At 62.3% G+C, this 17965-nt stretch carries 16 protein-coding genes; 6 read left to right on the top strand and 10 right to left on the bottom strand.

The annotated features are described in order from the left end of the window. Window positions 1–881: murein hydrolase activator EnvC family protein (locus Q5H89_RS19215; RefSeq protein ID WP_369810680.1), on the bottom strand; the 881-nt coding region annotated here is incomplete at its 3' end. Window positions 882–1279: 398 nt separating this feature from the next. Here Q5H89_RS19215 and Q5H89_RS19210 point away from each other — a divergent pair. The 3 genes from Q5H89_RS19210 to Q5H89_RS19200 are packed head-to-tail and all read left to right on the top strand — an operon-like array spanning window position 1280 to window position 4897. Then, window positions 1280–1828 carry a hypothetical protein gene (locus tag Q5H89_RS19210; protein WP_305020975.1) on the top strand — a complete coding sequence of 183 codons (549 nt, stop codon included), beginning with the start codon at window positions 1280–1282 and terminating at the stop codon, window positions 1826–1828. A gap of 27 nt (window positions 1829–1855) precedes the next feature. Continuing rightward, complete coding sequence (locus Q5H89_RS19205) at window positions 1856–2272, top strand: hypothetical protein (RefSeq protein ID WP_305020974.1); 417 nt, start codon at window positions 1856–1858, stop codon at window positions 2270–2272. A gap of 18 nt (window positions 2273–2290) precedes the next feature. After that, window positions 2291–4897 carry a T9SS type A sorting domain-containing protein gene (locus tag Q5H89_RS19200; RefSeq protein WP_305020973.1) on the top strand — a complete coding sequence of 869 codons (2607 nt, stop codon included), beginning with the start codon at window positions 2291–2293 and terminating at the stop codon, window positions 4895–4897. 264 nt (window positions 4898–5161) lie between these two features. Here Q5H89_RS19200 and Q5H89_RS19195 read toward each other — a convergent pair whose 3' ends face one another. From Q5H89_RS19195 to Q5H89_RS19180, 4 genes are all read right to left on the bottom strand, one after another. Continuing rightward, window positions 5162–5953: a DUF4292 domain-containing protein gene (locus Q5H89_RS19195; protein WP_305020972.1), complete on the bottom strand. Its 792-nt coding sequence runs from the start codon at window positions 5951–5953 to the stop codon at window positions 5162–5164. Beyond that, window positions 5946–7763, bottom strand: coding sequence for a tetratricopeptide repeat protein (locus Q5H89_RS19190; RefSeq protein WP_305020971.1), 1818 nt, complete (start codon window positions 7761–7763; stop codon window positions 5946–5948). Before Q5H89_RS19190 ends, Q5H89_RS19195 begins: the two co-directional genes overlap by 8 nt. 115 nt (window positions 7764–7878) lie before the next feature. Next, window positions 7879–8889 (bottom strand): sugar nucleotidyltransferase, encoded by a 1011-nt coding sequence (locus tag Q5H89_RS19185; RefSeq protein ID WP_305020970.1) that lies wholly within the window; start codon window positions 8887–8889, stop codon window positions 7879–7881. A gap of 129 nt (window positions 8890–9018) precedes the next feature. Continuing rightward, window positions 9019–9993 carry a threonine ammonia-lyase gene (locus tag Q5H89_RS19180; RefSeq protein WP_305020969.1) on the bottom strand — a complete coding sequence of 325 codons (975 nt, stop codon included), beginning with the start codon at window positions 9991–9993 and terminating at the stop codon, window positions 9019–9021. A gap of 130 nt (window positions 9994–10123) precedes the next feature. Here Q5H89_RS19180 and Q5H89_RS19175 point away from each other — a divergent pair, with 130 nt between their 5' ends. Continuing rightward, window positions 10124–10507 carry a hypothetical protein gene (locus Q5H89_RS19175; protein ID WP_305020968.1) on the top strand — a complete coding sequence of 128 codons (384 nt, stop codon included), beginning with the start codon at window positions 10124–10126 and terminating at the stop codon, window positions 10505–10507. Window positions 10508–10634: 127 nt separating this feature from the next. Here Q5H89_RS19175 and Q5H89_RS19170 read toward each other — a convergent pair whose 3' ends face one another. From Q5H89_RS19170 to Q5H89_RS19155, 4 genes are all read right to left on the bottom strand, one after another. Further along, window positions 10635–11435: a glycosyltransferase family 2 protein gene (locus Q5H89_RS19170; RefSeq protein WP_305020967.1), complete on the bottom strand. Its 801-nt coding sequence runs from the start codon at window positions 11433–11435 to the stop codon at window positions 10635–10637. 278 nt (window positions 11436–11713) lie between these two features. Then, the gene (gene dut / locus Q5H89_RS19165) at window positions 11714–12151 is read right to left on the bottom strand and encodes a dUTP diphosphatase (protein WP_305020966.1); all 438 of its coding nucleotides are present in this window, start codon (window positions 12149–12151) and stop codon (window positions 11714–11716) included. Window positions 12152–12271: 120 nt separating this feature from the next. Continuing rightward, a complete protein-coding gene (locus Q5H89_RS19160; RefSeq protein ID WP_305020965.1) occupies window positions 12272–14020 on the bottom strand; it encodes a M3 family oligoendopeptidase in 1749 nt (582 codons plus the stop codon). Window positions 14021–14113: 93 nt separating this feature from the next. Next, window positions 14114–15211: a ferredoxin--NADP reductase gene (locus Q5H89_RS19155; RefSeq protein ID WP_305020964.1), complete on the bottom strand. Its 1098-nt coding sequence runs from the start codon at window positions 15209–15211 to the stop codon at window positions 14114–14116. A gap of 115 nt (window positions 15212–15326) precedes the next feature. On the opposite strand from Q5H89_RS19155, the gene Q5H89_RS19150 reads away from it, so the two are divergent. Further along, a complete protein-coding gene (locus tag Q5H89_RS19150) occupies window positions 15327–16007 on the top strand; it encodes a peptidoglycan DD-metalloendopeptidase family protein (protein ID WP_305020963.1) in 681 nt (226 codons plus the stop codon). Between the two features lie 20 nt (window positions 16008–16027). Here the strand turns inward: Q5H89_RS19150 and Q5H89_RS19145 are convergent, their stop codons facing one another. Further along, window positions 16028–17017, bottom strand: a complete 990-nt coding sequence (locus Q5H89_RS19145; RefSeq protein ID WP_305020962.1) for a polyprenyl synthetase family protein — start codon at window positions 17015–17017, stop codon at window positions 16028–16030. Between the two features lie 93 nt (window positions 17018–17110). On the opposite strand from Q5H89_RS19145, the gene Q5H89_RS19140 reads away from it, so the two are divergent. Next, window positions 17111–17965 (top strand): alpha/beta hydrolase family protein, encoded by an 855-nt coding sequence (locus Q5H89_RS19140; RefSeq protein ID WP_305020961.1) that lies wholly within the window; start codon window positions 17111–17113, stop codon window positions 17963–17965.

The following is a 17965-nucleotide window of genomic DNA, read 5'->3' as shown; positions in this document are numbered from 1 at the left end:
GCCGTGGCCCGGGCGGCGCGGCGGCGGGCCGCGGCGGCCGCCAGCCGGGCAGCGTGGGCGGCGCGGGCTATTTCTTCGCGCACGCGCTGGGCAATGAGGTCGTCGAGGCGGGCCACGGCCTGCTGGCGCTGGGCCAGCTCCTGGCGCAGGCCCTGCTCCTGCTGGCTCAGCTGCTGCACCACCTCGTCCTGCTCGGTTTTGAGGCCCAGCAGATTGCGGTTTTCGACGAGCTGGGTGGTGAGCAGGCTTTTCTGGCGCTGGCGCTGCTGGGTGAGGCCATCAAGCTCGTGGCTGAGCTGCTGCTGCGCGCCCACAATGCGCAGCGCCTGCTTCTGGCGCTCCTCGGTGTACTGGCGCACGTAGCGCAGGCGCACCACAAACTGGTTGAACGACTCCGAAGCAAACAAAAACATGAGCTGGTTGAAGCCGCTGCTCGTTTTGGAGGCTGCGTACATCAGGTGGCCGTATTCTTCCTTGAGGCGGGCCAGCTGCTCCTGGGTGCTCAGCACCTGCTTCACGGTCTGGTGCACGTTGGTTTCGATGCCCTGCAGCTGGGTCGAGATGTGCTGAATCTGGCCCTGCTTCACCGTCAGCTTCTCCTTGATAACGTTGAGCTGGCCCAGCGTAGCCTGCTTCTTCTGGGTGGTTTGGGTCAGCACCTTGCCCGCTTCGGCAATGCGGCTGAGGTTGGCCTGGCGCTCGCGCTCCAATTGCTCCTTGCTTTTGGTACGGGTGCGCGGGCGGCGGGCGGCCGGACGCTCGGCGCGGGCCGTCTTTTTGGCCGGGCGGTGGCGTTGCGCTGCGGCCGGCGCGGCCAGCAGCCCCAGCAGCAGCAGGGCCGATACGAAACGCAGGGGAGAAACGGGCAGCAGAACGGTCACAGGCAAGGCAAGGCGGGGCGGGCAAGCCACCGCCCCGCAAAATAACGCACGAATGGCGGGGCGGGCCACCGCCGGCGCTCTGGCGGCCCTGTTACTGGCTAGCCTGGCGCTTTTTCTAAAGTCAGTTGGCGCACCCACCGCTTTATACCTTCCGGCTAAGAGTAAAGCATTATTTAGCTGGCAGTATCTACCCGAGAGGTCGATTCTAAAGTCTGACCCGGGGCAGTATCCCCTTGCGCGGCGGCGGGCACGCTGACACCTTCGCTAAACCATTTGATTTCAGCCGCTAACACGCCGGGCATGGAGGAAATATTGTTTGTAAAAACATAATATCTTGCCATTAAAACATTTTAATTCATTCCCTGTACATTTTGCCTTCATTTAATCTCCTCTTCCACATGCGCCTACCTCCCTCTCCGCTGCTATTGCTGGCCGCCCTGCTGGGCCTGAGCCAGTGCAAGAAAAGCGACTCCGGCCCCGCCAGGCCCGAGGACCAGCTACCCCCCGCCACCCAGACCGGGGCCGGCACCTTCGGCTGCCTGCTCAATGGCCAGCCCTGGACCCCTAGTGGCTATGATGGCAGCCCCAATTTTGTTCTAACTTATGACTCAGGCTATCGAGGCGGAGCCTTACAGATAAAGTGCTATCGCTATACTAGCAACAGCACCTTTCAAAGTATAATTTTTGGTGCGGTGAATGTTTCCCAGGCTGGTACATATTTCTTCTCTATTCCTAATAATGGCATTTCTTATTTTGATACTAGTCTAGTAGCACCTTGTAATTTACAAAGCTATTCTAATCCGGGCACTTACCGAACGGGGAGCTTCACTCTTACCCGTTTCGACCTGAAAGCAGGTATCATTTCGGGTACGTTCAACTTCAAATTTGCTCAGCCTAGTTGTGACACATTGAAAATCACGCAAGGGCGCTTCGACTACACGCTTTAATCTTTCTCTCCTTTTCCACTCCTTGCCATGAAAAAACTTTACCTGCTCCTGTTGCTCAGCCTGCTGCGCCTACCCGCGCTCCACGCCCAGCAAACCGACTCGCTGAGCCTCAGGCTCAACGCTGTCTTCGCCAACGTCGACAAAAGCCAGGTGCCCACCCGCCTGCTGGCCGACTTTGCCCTGCCGCTCGTGCCGCTCGCCTCCTTCAACGGCACGCTGGCCGACAGCACCCGCACCAACCCCACCCTGTTTCGCGCCCTCTACGCCACGGCTTACACCGCTTGCCTCTCCGGCCCTAACCCCCTGGCTACCCTGCCCGCCTACAACGCCCAGGTCGACGCCGTCGAAGCCACTAGCCCCACCCTCATCCCCATTATGGTGCAGCGCCTCGACTACGCTCAGCTGCGCCCCGATGCGCTTACTGCCAACCTGCTGCGCGCCTAGAACAACCAGCTCTACGACGTGCCCGGCCGCAGCCAGAGCCCCTACCAGACCCGCGCCCTCTTCGTGGCCGCCCCCAGCCGTGAGTACGCCAGCAGCCGCACCGTCACGTTTCTGCTGCCGCGCGCCCTCTACGTCGAGTACCTCGCCGCCAGCCCCGGCGCCAGCCTGCGCTCGCTGGAGCTAGACGCGGGCGATGGTGTCGGCTACCGGGCGGCCAGTTGGGACCAGCGCCTGGTAATCAGTTACGCTTCGGCGGGTAACAAGCGTATTAAAGTACGCTTCACCTACCAGCAATCGGCCCAGACGGTGCCCTACGAAAGCCAATTCGACTTGTATGTACCCCAGGGAGTTACTCAAAGCTCGGGGAGCCCCACGGCCCGTACCAATAACCTGGCTGGCCTGGCGAACGATTCCGTAGCTTTTGCCGCCGCACCGGGCCAGGCCGCTGGCAAAATCTACATCCGCTACGCAGCTAGCCGGCAGACCAGTCACAAGCTAGTCAAACCACTCATTGTACTGGAGGGATATGATAAGCATTATATCGCGCCGCATATCTCACCTTTCAATTACTCTCTCGACCAATTTTTAAGAGAGACAGAAATAACTAACGGCTTCAATCTCAGAGATGCCCTCGAAAACACTGGCGACTACGACATTGTATTTGTCGACTATGCCAACGGCACGGACGACATTCTGCTCAATGCCGGGCTGTTCGAGCGGGTGCTCAACTACGTCAACACCAACAAAGACCCCGCCTCGACCGAGCAGAACGTGGTGATGGGCATGAGCATGGGCGGGCTGATAGGCCGCTACAAGCTAGCGCAGCTCGAAAAGGCCAACCCCGGCAGCACCCACGTGCGCCTGCTCATTTTGCAGGACAGCCCGCAGCGCGGGGCCAACTTGCCGCTGGGCATCGCGGCGGCCGTTCGGCAGGCCAACAACTGCTTTTTGCGCGGCATCTCCCTCAAAGACATTAACAAGTATATCGAGGAAGGAGTAGCACTACTCGACCAGCCCGGTACCCGCCAGCTACTCAAATACCAGGCGCTAGGGCCTAACAGCAGCGATTTTTTTACCAACACCTTTATCGACGGCCCCTACCGGCAAATGATAAATTACGCGGCGCCCTACCGCATTGTGGCCGTCAGCCAGGGCTCGCAGTGCGGCGTGGGCCTGTTTCCGCCCTACAGCGAGTTAGTACGGGCGTCGACTAGTACATTCAACGGGGTGCTAGGCTATATTATTCAGACATTCCTACCGATTCGGGCTGGTTTTGGTGGGGAGGTGGTGCTCAATGCCTTGCCCGATGGCGGCCAGTCGGCTCGCGTGGCGGGTCTTTATCTTTATTTACAAATCAGAATTTTGCGTGTTATTCCGGTCAACGTGACCCTCACGCGGCAGAACTTTTCCTGTCCCACCGGGCTGCTCCCGCTGGATGGGGCACCCGGCAGCACCGAACCCTTTGCAGGTGGGCCAAACGTCATCACTGGTAGCACACCGGCTTGGCTAGGCCCCCTATTTTCCTTTCAATTTGCGCTACACAGCCGCTTCAGCTTTGTATCCCCAGCCAGTGCCCTCGACATCGCCGATTTTACGCTACCCGCTCTATCGGCCAAGTATATCAATAACATTACTTCTTTTAGCACTACCAGCACCAATAGTTTCATCGCTCAAGAGCAGACGAATCTGTTCGGAAATACTGATTTCAATGTACCCCACCTCACTTTCACGGCCCGCAACGGGGAGTTCATCTTCGACCAGATGCAGAACAACCTGAAGCACGCTGAGCAAATAGCCTGCTCCGCTGAATGCAGCGCGGTCGCAGCCACCATCAGCGGCCCTACGCAGCTGTGCCCCGGCGCTACGGGCACCTACACCATCAGCAACCTGCCGGCCGGGGTGCAGGTGCGGTGGAGCGTTTCCTCCAGCGGGGTCGTATCGCCCACCAGCGGCACGGGCAACACGTTTACGGTGCAGGCGCCGGCCGGGGCCGATGGCAACACTACCATCCAGGCCACCCTGGTTTCAACAGCGGGTGGCTGCGAGCTGCCGCTGGCGGGCCTGCCGCTGCGGGTGGGGGCTAGCTTCGTGGGCATTGGCATTTATGGCGGCTGCGGCGGCCTGCCGGCCACCTTCACCGCCGACGGCCTCAACATCGGCACCAACTTTCGCTGGACCATCGACGGGCGCGCCCAGTCGCAGTTCGACAACCAGGCGCAGATAACCTATACCCTGTCCAGCACTGCCGCTTCCACGCAGGTCGGTGTCACGGTGGCGGGCATCTGCCCCGGTGCGGGCACACTGGCGGCTACCTACAACGTGGCCATCGAGCACGGCGCGGGCTGCGCCAACGAGCTTACGGCGCCCCAGCCGGCCCAGCCCACGGTCTCCATCTACCCCAACCCGGCCCACGAGAGCGTGTACGTGCACCTCGAAAACGTGGATACGGCCCGGCACACTACGGTGCGCCTGTTCGACAGTCAGGGCCGGCTAGCCCTCGAGCTAAGCAGCAAGGGCGAGGCCACCATCAAGGTCAAAGTAAATAAGCTGCTGCCGGGACTCTACTTCGTGCACGTACTGCGCGGCAGCGACGTGCTCACCCGCCAGCAGCTGCGCCTGGAGTAGAAGCGGCAACTGGCCTCGCGCCTGAACCAACGTGAAAACGTCGGTCATGCTGAACGCAGTGAAGCATCTCTACCACTTCGTTTGCCCTGCTCAACGGTGCGGCAGAGATGCTTCACTGCGTTCAGCATGACGACCGTTTTTCAAATTTAAGAATACGATTGCTAGCTTGCTAAACGACCGTGGTGCCGGATGCAGTAGGGCATCCTACTGCATCCGGCACCACGGTCGTGTTTCATTAGTTACCAAAGCAGCGCTGCCCACCCGCTACTTCTTCACCTTCGTTTGCCGGGCGTAGCCCTTGGGCACGCTGAAGGGGAAATCGAGGTGGCCGCTGCCCACTTCCACTTTCTGGTAGTTGAGGGTGGCCGAGGTGCTCTCGGTGCCGCCCTGCTGGCCTAGCACGTTGGTGGTGAAGGCGAAGGGCAGGTCGGTACCGCTAGCCTTCTGAAAGTCGGTGTAGCCCACGGTGAGGCTGCGCTGGGCGGCGCTCTCGCTCACCTTCAGCTGCTGCAGGCGGCCGGTGGCGCTGCTCACGAGCTGCTCCATAATGAGCGGGGCCACGGGGAAGGTTACGCTCTGGTTATCGCCTTCGGCTTTCACCACCGGCAGGGCGCCCTTGGGGGCCGCCTGGTAGTCGCCGAGCAGGATGTCCTGCATCTGGCGGTAGGTCACGGGCACGTTCAGCAGCTGGCTGAGGTAGGCATAGTCGCCGGCAAAGTAGGTCTTTTGCAGGCGGTTTACCACCCGCACCGAGTCGGCGGTGAGCAGGGCGCGCACGCCCTCAATGCCCAGCAGCGAGCCCGAGAGCCAGATGGCCGAGTCGCGCTTGATGCGCAGCGTAAAGTTGGCCGACTGGTCGTTGCCCTTGGCCTTGAAATGCACCTTGCCGTGGCCGGTGAGGTACTGAAAATTGGTGTTGGTGGCTTTCACGCCAGCCGGCGTGGTCACCTTCACGGCTTCGGACGTGCCCGCCGTGAGCGAGCCCGACTTGGTAGATACGGCGCGGTGGCAGCCCGCCAGGGCTAGCCCGGCCAGGAGCAGTGCGGCTTTATTCATACAATTTTTGGTCTTTGATTTTGCGGTCGAGCAGCGGCGAGGTGCCGGGGCCGGCCTTGCGGGCGCGCTGCCAGGCGGCCACGGCCCCGCTGTGCTCGCCGAGTTGCCACAGTACGTCGCCGTAGTGCTCCAGGATACTTGCGTCTTTGGTAGTGCGCAGCGCTTTCTCCAGGTTTTGGCGGGCGCCGGCGTAGTCTTTCTGCTTATACAGCACCCAGGCGTAGGTATCGAGGTAGGTATCGTTGTCGGGAAATTTAGCCACCGTGCGGCCGGCCATCTCCTTGGCCTTGTCGAGCTTCTCGCCCCGCAAGCTCAGAAAATAGCTGTAGTTGTTGAGCACGCCATAGTTGTCGGGGTCGGCGGCCAGGGCCGCCTCGTAGGCTGCGTCCGACTTGGCGTATTCTTTTAATTCCTGGTAAGCATCGCCAAGCTGCGAATCGAACTGGCTTTGCTGCTCGGCGCTGCCGGCGGCTAGCCGCCGGCCGTGCTCCAGGGCCTGCACCGCCTGCTGGGGCTGCTTTTTCAGCAGGTGCCCCACGCCGTTGTAGAACCACAGCGGCGCCTGGTTAGGAAACAATTCCAGGGCCGCGTCGGTGTGCACGAGCAGCGAGTCGGTCTGGCTCAGCTCGGCATCGAGCAGCACCACCTGCTGCCAGAGCTGGTACTTCGACTTGTCGTATTTGAGCGCTTTGAGGTAGGTGTTACGGGCTTCCTTTTTGCGGCCACTCTGCATTTGCACGTCGCCGGCCACGCCGTAGGCCTTGGCCTCGCGCGGGTGGTTGCGCACGGTGGCGGCGGCCAGGTCGAGGGCCAGCGGCGCCACCTTAGGGTCGGGCAGCTGCTTGATGTAATTGGCCAGAATGCGCACCTCCTGGTCGATGTCCAGCGCGGGGCTGTCGAAGGCCAGGCGCAGTTGCTTTTCCACTTCGGCGGGCTGGTTTTGCTGGCGGTACACATCGGCCAGTATCAGGCGGGCCTGGGGGTTGGCGGGGTCGAGGCGCAGGGCCTGCTCGGCCACCCGAATGGCATCGGGCAGGCGGTTGTTGGCGGCGTACATCTCGGCCTGGGCCAGCACAAAGCGCGGCTCGCTGGGGTTGGCCGCAATCAGGTTTTCACCTTCCTTGAGGGCTAGCGGCAGGTTGTTCTGGCGCAGGTATATCTGCTGTTTTTTAAAGGCAATCTCGTCGATGCTGCCAAACTGGGCCTGGGCTTTTTCGAGAGTAGCCAGGGCTTCGGGCAGCTTGTTTTGGGCCAGGTACAGGTCGGCCAGCTGAAAGAGGTAGCTGCCCGAGTTGGGGACCTCCTTCACCAGGCTGGCGTAGGTGGCGGTGGCGGCCTCGTACTGCTTCTGGCTGGCCTGCGCCTGGGCTAGCAGCAGGTAGTAATAGGGGTTTTTGGTGTCGAGCTTCACGGCGGCCTCGGCGTAGCCAGTGGCATCGCGCAGGTTGCCACTCAGCAGGTTAGCCTCGGCCAGCTTGTAGTTGACGGCCGCGTTTTCGGGCATCAGGGTGTAGGCTTTCAGCAGGCGCTCCAGGGCCTTGGGGTAGTCTTCGAGGATGACGTATTTCACGCCATCGGTGTAGAGCGACTCACTCAGCTCGCGCTCGCGGGCCGAGAGCGGCGGGCGGGCCGCCGCCTTTTTGGCTTCTATTTCGAGGTGCTGGGCCAGCTCCTTGCGCTCTTTGCGGCTCAGCTTCACGGGCTTGCGCACGGTAGTTGTATCGGCCCGCCCGCCCGTACCCAGGCCCTGGGCATGGCTAGCCCCGGCCCACAAACCCATCACTACTGCACTAACCGCAACCAGACGCATACGCATAAGCAACAAACCGGAATCCTGTCCGGCTAATGTACGGGGCTCTATGAAAAAACGGCGCGGCTCCCACCGGGAACCACGCCGCTCGTCAACGCACAACGCGTTAAAAACATCACACTTGCAGGGCATTAAAATCGCCCACGCTTAGGTCGTTGGGCCGGCCGGTGAGGCTGGCGCTGTTGCCAATCATAGAATTGGTCACGTTGGCGTGGCGCACGGTGGCTGCCGCCTGGATAATGGAGTTCGACACGCGCGAGTCTTCGATGGTGGCGCCGCCGCTCAGCGACACATGCGGGCCCACTACCGAGTTAGTAACCACGGCGCCATCGCCGATGTACACGGGCTCGATAATCACCGAGTTGGTGATTTTGGCCGAGGCCGACACGAGCTTCTCGCCGCGCTCCTTCAGGTATTCGAGGTAGCGCTGGTTGGTGAACACGGTGGCGTCCTTGTTGCCGCAGTCGAGCCACTCGGTTACCTGGCCGGGCACGAAGATGGTGCCCTTGTTCTTCATGTTTTCCAGGGCGTTGGTGAGCTGATACTCGCCCTTGTCCTTGATGTCGTTGTCGAGCAGGTATTGCAGCTCGTCGCGCAGGTACTCGCCGTCCTGGAAGTAGTAGATGCCGATAATGGCGAGGTCCGACACGAAGGTTTCGGGCTTCTCCACGAAGTCGGTAATCTGGCCTTTCTCATTGAGCTTCACCACGCCAAACGGACGCGGGTCTTCCACTTTCTGCACCCAGATAGTGCCGGGCACCGAGCTATCCAGGGTAAAATCGGCCTTAAACAACGTGTCGGCAAAGGCCACCACGAGCGGACCGCTCAGCGAGGGCTTAGCGCACAAAATGGCGTGGGCGGTGCCTAGCGGCTCATCCTGGTAGTAGATGGTGCCCTTGGCGCCCACCGATTCGGCAATGGCCACGAGGCTTTTCTCCACAGTGCTGCCAAAGCGGCCGATAATGAAGGCCACTTCCTCCACGGGCTCGCCGCACACGCGGGCAATATCTTCCACGAGGCGCTGCACAATGGGCTTGCCCGCAATAGGAATCAGGGGTTTGGGAACGGTGAGCGTGTGCGGGCGCATGCGCTTGCCCATGCCGGCCATCGGGACGATAATTTTCATCGGTGAAGTTGGGTGGAAGGTGTTTTCAGAAATGATAAAGGGCTTACTGTATTTGGCCCGTTTCGGTTGGGCTACTCAAGGGCACAAAGATGCGTCTGAACCCCGGCTAGCCCAAGCCGGAACCGCTTTTTACCCTTTCAGCAGGTCGATGAGGGTGGCTGGGTCGGCATTGCCCCCCGTAAGCACCAGCACGGTGCACTGGCTAGGGGGCAGGCTAGCCCGGTGGCGCAGCAGCGCGGCGAGCGGCAGGGCGGCCGTGGGCTCTACTACCAGGCGGGCTTCGAGCAGCAAGCGGCGGGCGGCGGCGCGCAGCTCGGCCTCGCTCACGGTCACAATATCATCGGCGTATTGCTGGAGGTGGGCGAAAGTTAACTCACTCACGGCCAGGGTGCGCACACCGTCGGCCAGGGTGCGGTTGGTGTCGGCGGCGGCCCACTCCACTACTTTGCCAGCCCGGAAAGAGGCCTGGGCATCGGCGGCCAGCTCGGGCTCTACGCCAATCACTTTCACGCTCGGCTTCAGCAGCTTGAGGGCGGCGGCCACGCCGCCTAGCAGCCCGCCGCCGCCCACCGGCGTCAGCACCAGCTCCACACGGGGCAGGTCTTCAAAGATTTCCAAGCCCACGGTACCCTGGCCGGCTATCACGTAGGGGTCGTCGAAGGGCGGCACCAGCACCGGCGGCTCGGCGGCGCCCGCCAGCAGGCGGGCAGCCACGGCCTCGCGCTTTTCGTGGGCGGGGTCGTAGAGGATAACCTCGGCCCCCAGCGCGCGGGTGGCGGCTACCTTCACCTGCGGCGCATTGGTGGGCATGATGATGGTAGCGCGCAGGCCTAGCTGGCGCGCCGCGTAGGCCACGCCCTGCGCGTGGTTGCCGCTGCTGTAGGCCAGCACGCCCCGCGCCCGCTCGGCCGCCGTGAGGGCCATAATGCGGTTGCCGGCACCCCTGATTTTAAACGAGCCAATGGGTTGCAGGCTCTCGGGCTTGAGGTACACCTGCTCGGTGCCCAGCTCGGGCAGGGCTAGCGGCAGCAGCGGCGTGCGCCGCGCCAAGCCCTGCAGGCGCTGCTGCGCCTGCTCAAGGTCGGCCAGGGTAGTGAGTTGCATGAGAAACGGCTAGGCAGTTGGAGGCCGCAAAGGTGGGGCCGCGCCGGCCAAGGCCCAAGCGGTGGCCTAGCGGTGGCATAACTGCCCGGCGCGCTTCTGCGTTAGGGCAAGGGCGCCTTACTTTTGCACCATGAACTTCATTTCCGAAATCGAATCCAGCATTCAAACGCTGTTTGCGGCCATCAACGCCGGCTTTGTTCAAGACACCAGCGTGGGCCAGCAGCAGGTCGGCAACTGGCTGCAAGCGCTCAACGGCAGCGACGTGCCCGCCGTGCGCCTCGTGGCGCAGGAGCTTGACGTGCTCAACGGCCACATTCAGCGCAACGACGTGGCCGCCATGGGCGCCTCGTTTCAGAAGCTGGCCATCCTCACCTCGCAGTCGGCCCTGCCCCTGCACGCTTTCGGCGGCGTGGGCGACAAGCTGCGCGAGCTGAGCCAGAAGCTCAACTCGGCCGGCGGCAACCTGCAAATCATTGCCCGCCAGCGCGCGGCCGGCACCGCGCCCGCCCACTAGGCTGCCAGGTAGCCCCTAGCAAGAAGCCCCCGCTACGGCCGTAGCGGGGGCTTCTTGCTAGGGGCTTGGTCTTGCCGGCGGCAGAGCGCACACGCCCGGGCGCGGCGCGCCAGCTCTCCGCCAGCTGCTATTTATAAATCTTAGTGGCGTGAAGTATGGTCTTCAGCAGCACGTCGTACCAGCGCTGGTAAAGGTGATTAGTCGGGCCTTCTATCCGTAAGTTTTCGGGCCCGTCGTAATAGTTCAGCTCCTTACGGTCGTGGAGATAAGCCTCCACGTTCTCCTCAACCGAATACTGGAAACCCGCAAACCCGCTTTTCTTTGCCTCCGCGCGCACAGCCACCCGCTTCCTGATTTGGTCGAGCGACCGAAACTGGTAGTGCCTCAGCTTAATGCGCCGCGAGTGCAACACCCCCATGTGGCGCGGGCGCTCCATAGCCGGTGTCCACTCCATGCCGGGGCGGTGGCGAAAAAACCGGGTTTCACTCCACGTTTTCTTATCGTGGTAGCGAATATCCTCAATGCCTTGCGGCGATTTGCCATCCGCAAAATCCTCCTTGGTTAGCCGAAACTGCACGCTATCCGTCACCACAAAATGGTGGTTTTTAGGCACTTTTTTCAGAAACTCTTTCGGGTCGTCGATGTAAAACTCATCGGCATCGAGCCGGAAGCACCACCAGTCGCCTTCTGCGGCCAGGTGCTGAAAAGCCTGAAATACCTGCGCCCGGATGCCGTCATAAAAGGGCGTGCTGTCTTGCTTATACGGAACGATTTGGTCTGAAGCCAAGCTCTGGACAATCTCCCAGGTGCCATCGGTACTGCCATTATCGAGCACAAATATCTTATCGGCCCACCGGCTGGCTTCCTCCAGGCTTTTGGCGACTATGTCGGCTTCGTTTTTGACAACTGAAATGGCAAATATTTTCATTACGAATACCGAGCTGCACAAATAAAATTTCCCTAAGGTAGTAGCTGCGGCAGGCATGAAGCGGCCCTTTTACATCCAGCCTGCCTTTCGACCGGGCTTTATTCAGCTGCTTGCTTTCTGCTTGGCCAGCCTTTTTGATGGGTTCGACCCCAAGACCCAGCCCCGCCCAGAATGCCAGGTAAGACATTGATAGCGTAATTTTTACATAAGCAGCCCCGGGGGGCTTCGCAGTCTGCCCGGGCCAGGGCAGGAGGGCGCGGCCGGGCCGGCTTTCGGCATTACTTGCCCGTGCTACCGTAGCCCCCGGCGCCGCGCGCGGTTTCGCTCAGGGTTTCGGTGGGCTGCCATTCAATGGTTTCGTGGCGGGCTACCACCAGCTGGGCAATGCGCTCGCCGTCCTGCACCAGGAAAGGCTCGTTAGAGAGATTGACGAGCAGCACCTTAATCTCGCCCCGGTAGTCGGCGTCGATGGTGCCGGGGCTGTTTACGATGCCAATGCCGTGCTTGTAGGCCAGGCCGCTACGCGGGCGCACCTGCGCCTCGTAGCCCACGGGCAGCGCCAGGCTGAGGCCGGTGGGCACCAAAGCCCTTTCCAAAGGCCCTAGCGTGAGGGGGCCGCCGGGCAGGTCGGCGCGCAGGTCGAGGCCGGCGGCGTGGGCAGTCTGATAAGCAGGCAGCGGGTGCCGCGAGGAGTTGATAACGGGGACGGTGAGCATACGAAGGGGCACAAGTAGCCTTTTTGGCTGCAAAGGTACCTAGCCCAGCCAAGGCCTAGGGCACAAAAAAGCCCGGCCGAGAGCCGGGTTTTTTTACTTATCTCAGCGTGAGCCGCGAAACTAAAGCGCTGCCATTTCCTCGCGCACGAAGTCGGCCAGCTGCCGCAGGTACTCGGTGCTGAAATCGAACCGGATGCCGGCCGCCGCATACACCTCGCCGATGGGCACGGTGTAGCCCAGGGCCAGCGCCCGCTGGTAGCCGGCCAGGGCAGCGGCGGGGTCCTGCCGGTAATTGCGCCACACGGCAATGGCCCCGAGCTGCGCCATCGCGTACTCGATGTAGTAGAACGGCACTTCGTAGAGGTGCAGCTGCTTCTGCCACAGGTAGGGCCGAAACTTTTCGAGGCCGCTCCAGCTCACGGTGCGCTGGTTGAAATTCTGGAAAATCTCAGTCCAGCGCTGGTGGCGCTGGGCCTCGGTGTGGGTTGGGTTTTCGTAAACCCAGTGCTGAAACTTGTCGATGGTGGCTACCCACGGAAACGTTTCGAGCACGCTTTCGAGGTGGGTTTTCTTGGCGCGGCGCAACTCGGCAGGGTTGTCAAAAAACACGTCCCAGTGGTCCATGCTCATCAGCTCCATGCTCATCGAGGCCAGCTCGGCCACCTCGGAGGGCGGGTGCTTATCGGCCGAAAGCGGCAGGCGGCGCGTGAGGAACGAGTGCACGGCGTGACCGCCTTCGTGCAGCATCGTCACTACATCGCGCAGCGACGACGTAGCGTTCATGAAAATGAACGGCACGCCGGTTTCGTCGAGCGGGTAGTTGTAGCCGCCGGGCGCCTTGCCCTTGCGGCTTTCCAGGTCGAGGTGGCCCATCTGGCGCATGGTGCGCAGGCAGTCGCCCAGGAAGGGGTCGAGGCGCTGAAAAACGGTTATCGTCTTATCAAGCAGCTCGGCCCCGGTCTGGAACGGGTGCAGCGGCTGCTGGCCGCTAGGGTCCACGTCGAGGTCCCAGGGGCGCAGGGCGGGCAGCTTCAGCGCCGTGCGGCGGGCCTCGTCAAACTCGTTGATGAGCGGCACCACCGTAGCTCCAATAGCTGAATGGAAGTCAAAACAGTCCTCGGCCGTGTAGTCGAAGCGGCCCAGCGCGGCAAACATATAGTCGCGAAAATTGGCAAAGCCCGCGTTCAGCGCCACCTGGTGGCGCAGGCCCACTAGCTCGGTAAAGAGCTGGTCGAGCGGCTTGCTGTCTTGCAGGCGACGGGCCTGAATGGCGCGCCACGCCTGCTCGCGCACCGGGCGGCTGAGGCTTTTGAGGCGGTCGGCAGCGCGGGGCAGGGTTATTTCCTCGCCATCGAGGGTCACCGTCATGGCGCCCACGGTGGCGGCGTACTGCTGCTGCTTGGTCGAAATCTCGGTTTTGAGCGGAATATTCTCCTCCCGATAAATCTCCGATGCCCGGCGCACCGAGCGCAGAAACACGCCGTAGCGGGCGGGGTCCAGCTCGGGCAGGTAGGGGCTAGCCAGCAGCTTTTCGTTCAGGGCGTGGTCGTAGGGCGCGGTGAGGGGCTCTACGGATTGCACAAAAAACTGGAAGGCTTCGGCGCGGGCCTCATCCTGGGTGTCGCAGGTCATGCGGATGTAGCGCCAGGCCAGGTCTTCGCTCAACACCGACTCCAGCTCGGAGCGGTCGAGCAGCCAGCGCTCGAGCGCGGCGGCATCGGCCAGGTCGCGGTGCTGAAGCTCTTGGAAGAATGGCTCCAGCGCGGTCCAGTCGGTCACGTGGAAATCCTCGGGCAGGTAGTGGCGGGGCGGGCGGGCAGTATCGGTGGCTAGCGAATTGGCTAGGGTATCAAGCTCAGAAAACACCATAGAGTACAAGTTACGTAAATAATTGCCAGCCGTCCGAATAGTTTTTTTATCCGGCCCGCAAACTCCGTCTATTCAGTCACAACCGATTATTTATCAGCCAATTTCAATTACTACATCGGCCGTAAGCGGGTGCGCCACGCAGGTAAGGATATAGCCTTTGGCCAGCTCGGCATCGGAAAGGCCCTCGCGCTCGTCGAGGTGCACCTTGCCGCTGAGGCACTTGCCCCGGCAGGCCGTGCACACGCCCGCCTGGCACGAATAGGGCAGGTCGATGTCTTTGTCAAGAGCCGCGTCGAGAATGGTGGTTTTGGCGGGCACCACCAGCTTGTACTCGCTGCCCTCGTACTGGATAGTGACGGTGCGCTCGGTTACGGGGCCGTCGTTGGCGCCGGCCAGGGCGTCGCCGTGGGTATCGCCGGTTTCGGCCGCTTCGGCGGCGGCCAAAAAGCTTTCGCGGCGCACGCGGCTGCTCGGCACGTTCAGCAGCTCCAGGGCGGCCTGGGCCTCAATCATCAGGCCCTCGGGGCCGCAGATGTAGTACTCGGCCTGCGGGGCCGGAAACTGGTGGCGCTGCTCCAGAATGCGCAAAATGGTAGTGCGGTTGAGGCGCCCGGTATGCTGGTGCGCGCCGCCGGGGTGCAGCGGCTGGCTGTACACGTGCTCGACCTGCAGGCGGCCCCGGCTGCTGGCTTCCAGCGCGTCGAGCTGGTCTTTGAAGATAACCGTGTCTTCGTTGCGGTTGCCGTAGATGAGCAGCACGTGGCTCTGCGGCTCCTCGGCCACAATGGCCTTCAGCATCGACATCAACGGCGTAATGCCCGAGCCGGCGCCGATGAGCACCAGCGAGCGGGCGGCTTTGGGACTGGGCTGCACCACGAAGCTGCCGAGCGGCGGCAGCACCTCATACTGCTGGCCTACCCGCACGTTATCAAGCAGATAATTGCTTACCAGGCCGCCCATTACGCGCTTCACCGTCACGGACAGGCGCGGGGCCTCGGCGGGGGTGCTGCTGAGCGAGTAGGCCCGGCGCTCGGGGCGGCTGCCGGCCGGGCCGCAGGGCACGAGCAGGGTCAGAAACTGGCCCGGCTTGCTGGGCACGGCCTGGCCATCGGGCCGTTGAAGATGGATGGTAACGGTGTCAGGGGTTTCCTGGGTGAGGGCAACGACGGTAAGCGTCAGGTACGACGACATGAGGATAAGCTAAGTAAGAAGGGCAAATTTACGGCGCGGGCGGCAGGTGAAGTTTCACCCATCTCTTTTTGTGCCAGCACTTGGTTTACTCGGCTGGCCCTAGCTTCGTTTTCCTATGCCTGACCTTGCCCCCCTGCTAGCCCGCCACCGGGCGGCTTTTGCGCCCGTGCTGCCCACTTATCCGCTCGGCAGCACCCACCTAGCTCCGCTCGATTTTACGGCCGCCAACCCGCTCCTCGCCCACCCCGAGCGCCTGCGCGATACCTTCGTGTTCGACGCGGTAGTAGCCGAAATGCTGACTGCGCAGCACGCCGCCGCGGGCATCGGCGGCTACCTCGAAAACCGGGTTATCTACCGCCGCAGCCCGCATTTCAACGACGCTGCCGAGCCGCGCTCGCTGCACCTGGGCGTGGATGTGTGGGTGCCGGCCGGCACGCCCGTGGCCGCGCCGCTAGCCGCCGTGGTGCACAGCCTGGCCGACAACAATCATTTCGGCGACTACGGCCCCACCATTATTTTACAGCACGAGCTGGAAGGCGTAATGTTTTATAGCCTCTATGGCCACCTCACCCGCACCGACCTGGCGGGGCTAGCCCCCGGGCAGGCCGTGGCCGCCGGGCAAGTCATTGCCCACGTGGGCCCGCACCCCGAAAACGGCGACTGGCCGCCGCACCTGCATTTTCAGCTTATGGCCGATATGCAGGGTCGCTGGGGCGATTTTCCAGGCGTGGCCCCGCCCAGCGAGCGCGCCTACTGGGCCCAGCTGTGCCCCAACCCCATGCTGGTACTGAAGTAGCACGAAGCAGAGGCTTCGCGCTACTTTTCGCGCTCTATCGTGTAGTTAATCAGCGTTTCGAGCGAATTACGGGCCTCCGACTCCGGAAATTCACGCAGCAGGGCCAGCGCCTCGTCGCGGTAGCGCTCCATCGTGCGCACCGCGTAGTCGAGGCCGCCCGACTGCTTCACGAAGTCGATAACCTGCTGCACGCGGTCGCGGTGGCCGGCGTTGTTTTTCACGTTGTAGATAACGCGGCGCTTGTCGAGCCAGCTCGCCTGCTGCAAGGCGTAGATGAGCGGCAGCGTCATCTTTTTCTCTTTGATATCAATGCCCACCGGCTTGCCGATTTCGGCCGTGCCGTAGTCGAACAGGTCGTCTTTTATCTGGAACGCCATACCGACTTTCTCGCCAAACAGCCGGGCCTTTTCGATGGTGGCCTTGTCGGCGCCGGCCGCCGCCGCGCCCACGGCCGTGCACGAGGCAATGAGCGAGGCCGTTTTCTGGCGAATAATATCGAAATAGACATCCTCCGTGATGTCGAGGCGGCGCGCTTTCTCAATTTGCAGCAGCTCGCCCTCGCTAAGCTCCTTCACGGCGTTGCTCACGATTTTGAGCAGGTCGAAGTCGTCGTTTTCGAGCGAGAGCAGCAGGCCGCGGCTCAGCAGATAATCGCCCACCAGCACAGCTATCTTATTCTTCCACAAGGCATTGATAGAGAAGAAACCGCGCCGGTAGTTGCTTTCGTCCACCACGTCGTCGTGCACCAGGGTGGCGGTGTGCAGCAGCTCGATGAGGGCGGCGCCCCGAAATACAGCCTCGGGCAGCGGCCCGCCAGGGTTGGCGCTGCTGGCACGGGCCGTGAGAAACACGAACATGGGGCGCACCTGCTTGCCTTTGCGGCGCACGATGTAGCCCATAATCTTGTCGAGCAGCAGCACCCGCGTTTGCATCGACTGGCGGAATTTCACCTCAAACTCGGCCATCTCGGCCGCAATGGGCGCTTGTATCTGGTCGAGCGGGTTTGCCATGCGGGCGCAATGATACGGCCAGCAGCGCGGACTTGGTAATTGGGGTTCGTTGAGCTTAAACCCAGACGCCGGCGCGCGCGCTACCTTAGCTCCATGCTCCGTACTGTCGAGTTCACTTTGCGCGGCCGGGCCCACGGCCGGCCGTTTGCCGCCGATGCCACCTGGCAGCCCACCGGCCAGCCCCAGCCGGTGGTGGTTTTTGTCCACGGTTTCAAGGGGTTTAAGGACTGGGGGCACTTTGGGCTGCTAGCCCGGTTTTTTGCCGAAAGGGGCTTCGTGTTCGTCAAGCTCAACCTCTCGCACAACGGCGTGGTGGTGGGCGGCACCGGCGAGTTGGAAGACCTCGAAGCCTTCGGCCAGAATAATTTCAGCCTGGAGCTTGATGATTTGGGCCAGCTGCTCGATGCACTGCACACGCCCGGCGCCACGCCCCTGCCCGCCGAGGCCCTCAACCTGCGCCGCGTCTACCTGGTGGGCCATAGCCGGGGCGGCGCCCTCGTGCTGCTGAAAGCCGCCGAAGACCCACGCGTAGCGGCCGTGGCCACCTGGGCGGCCGTGGCCGACCTGCACCCGCGCTGGCCCGCCGAGGTGCTGGCCCAGTGGCAGCGCGAGGGCGTGCTGCACGTGCCCAACGCGCGCACCGGCCAGCAACTGCCCATGTACTACCAGATTGCCGAAAACTTCTACCAGAACCGTGCCCGCCTCGACCTGCCGGCCCTGCTGCCCGGCCTGCGCCAGCCGCTGCTGCTCATCCACGGCGACCAGGATGAGACGGTGCCCCTGGCGGCCGTGCACCAATTGCACGCCGGCCAGCCCGCCGCTGAAGTAGCGGTGGTGCCCGGCGCGGGGCACATGTTTGGCGGCGCACACCCGTGGCCGGGGAGTGAACTGCCGGCCCCAGCCAGGGTTATTGCCGAGCGCACAGCCGCGTTTTTTGCCAGCCATTAA

The organism is Hymenobacter cheonanensis (assembly GCF_030581075.1).
Classification (GTDB): Bacteria; Bacteroidota; Bacteroidia; order Cytophagales; family Hymenobacteraceae; genus Hymenobacter.
This window is presented reverse-complemented; position numbering and strand designations above follow the sequence as displayed.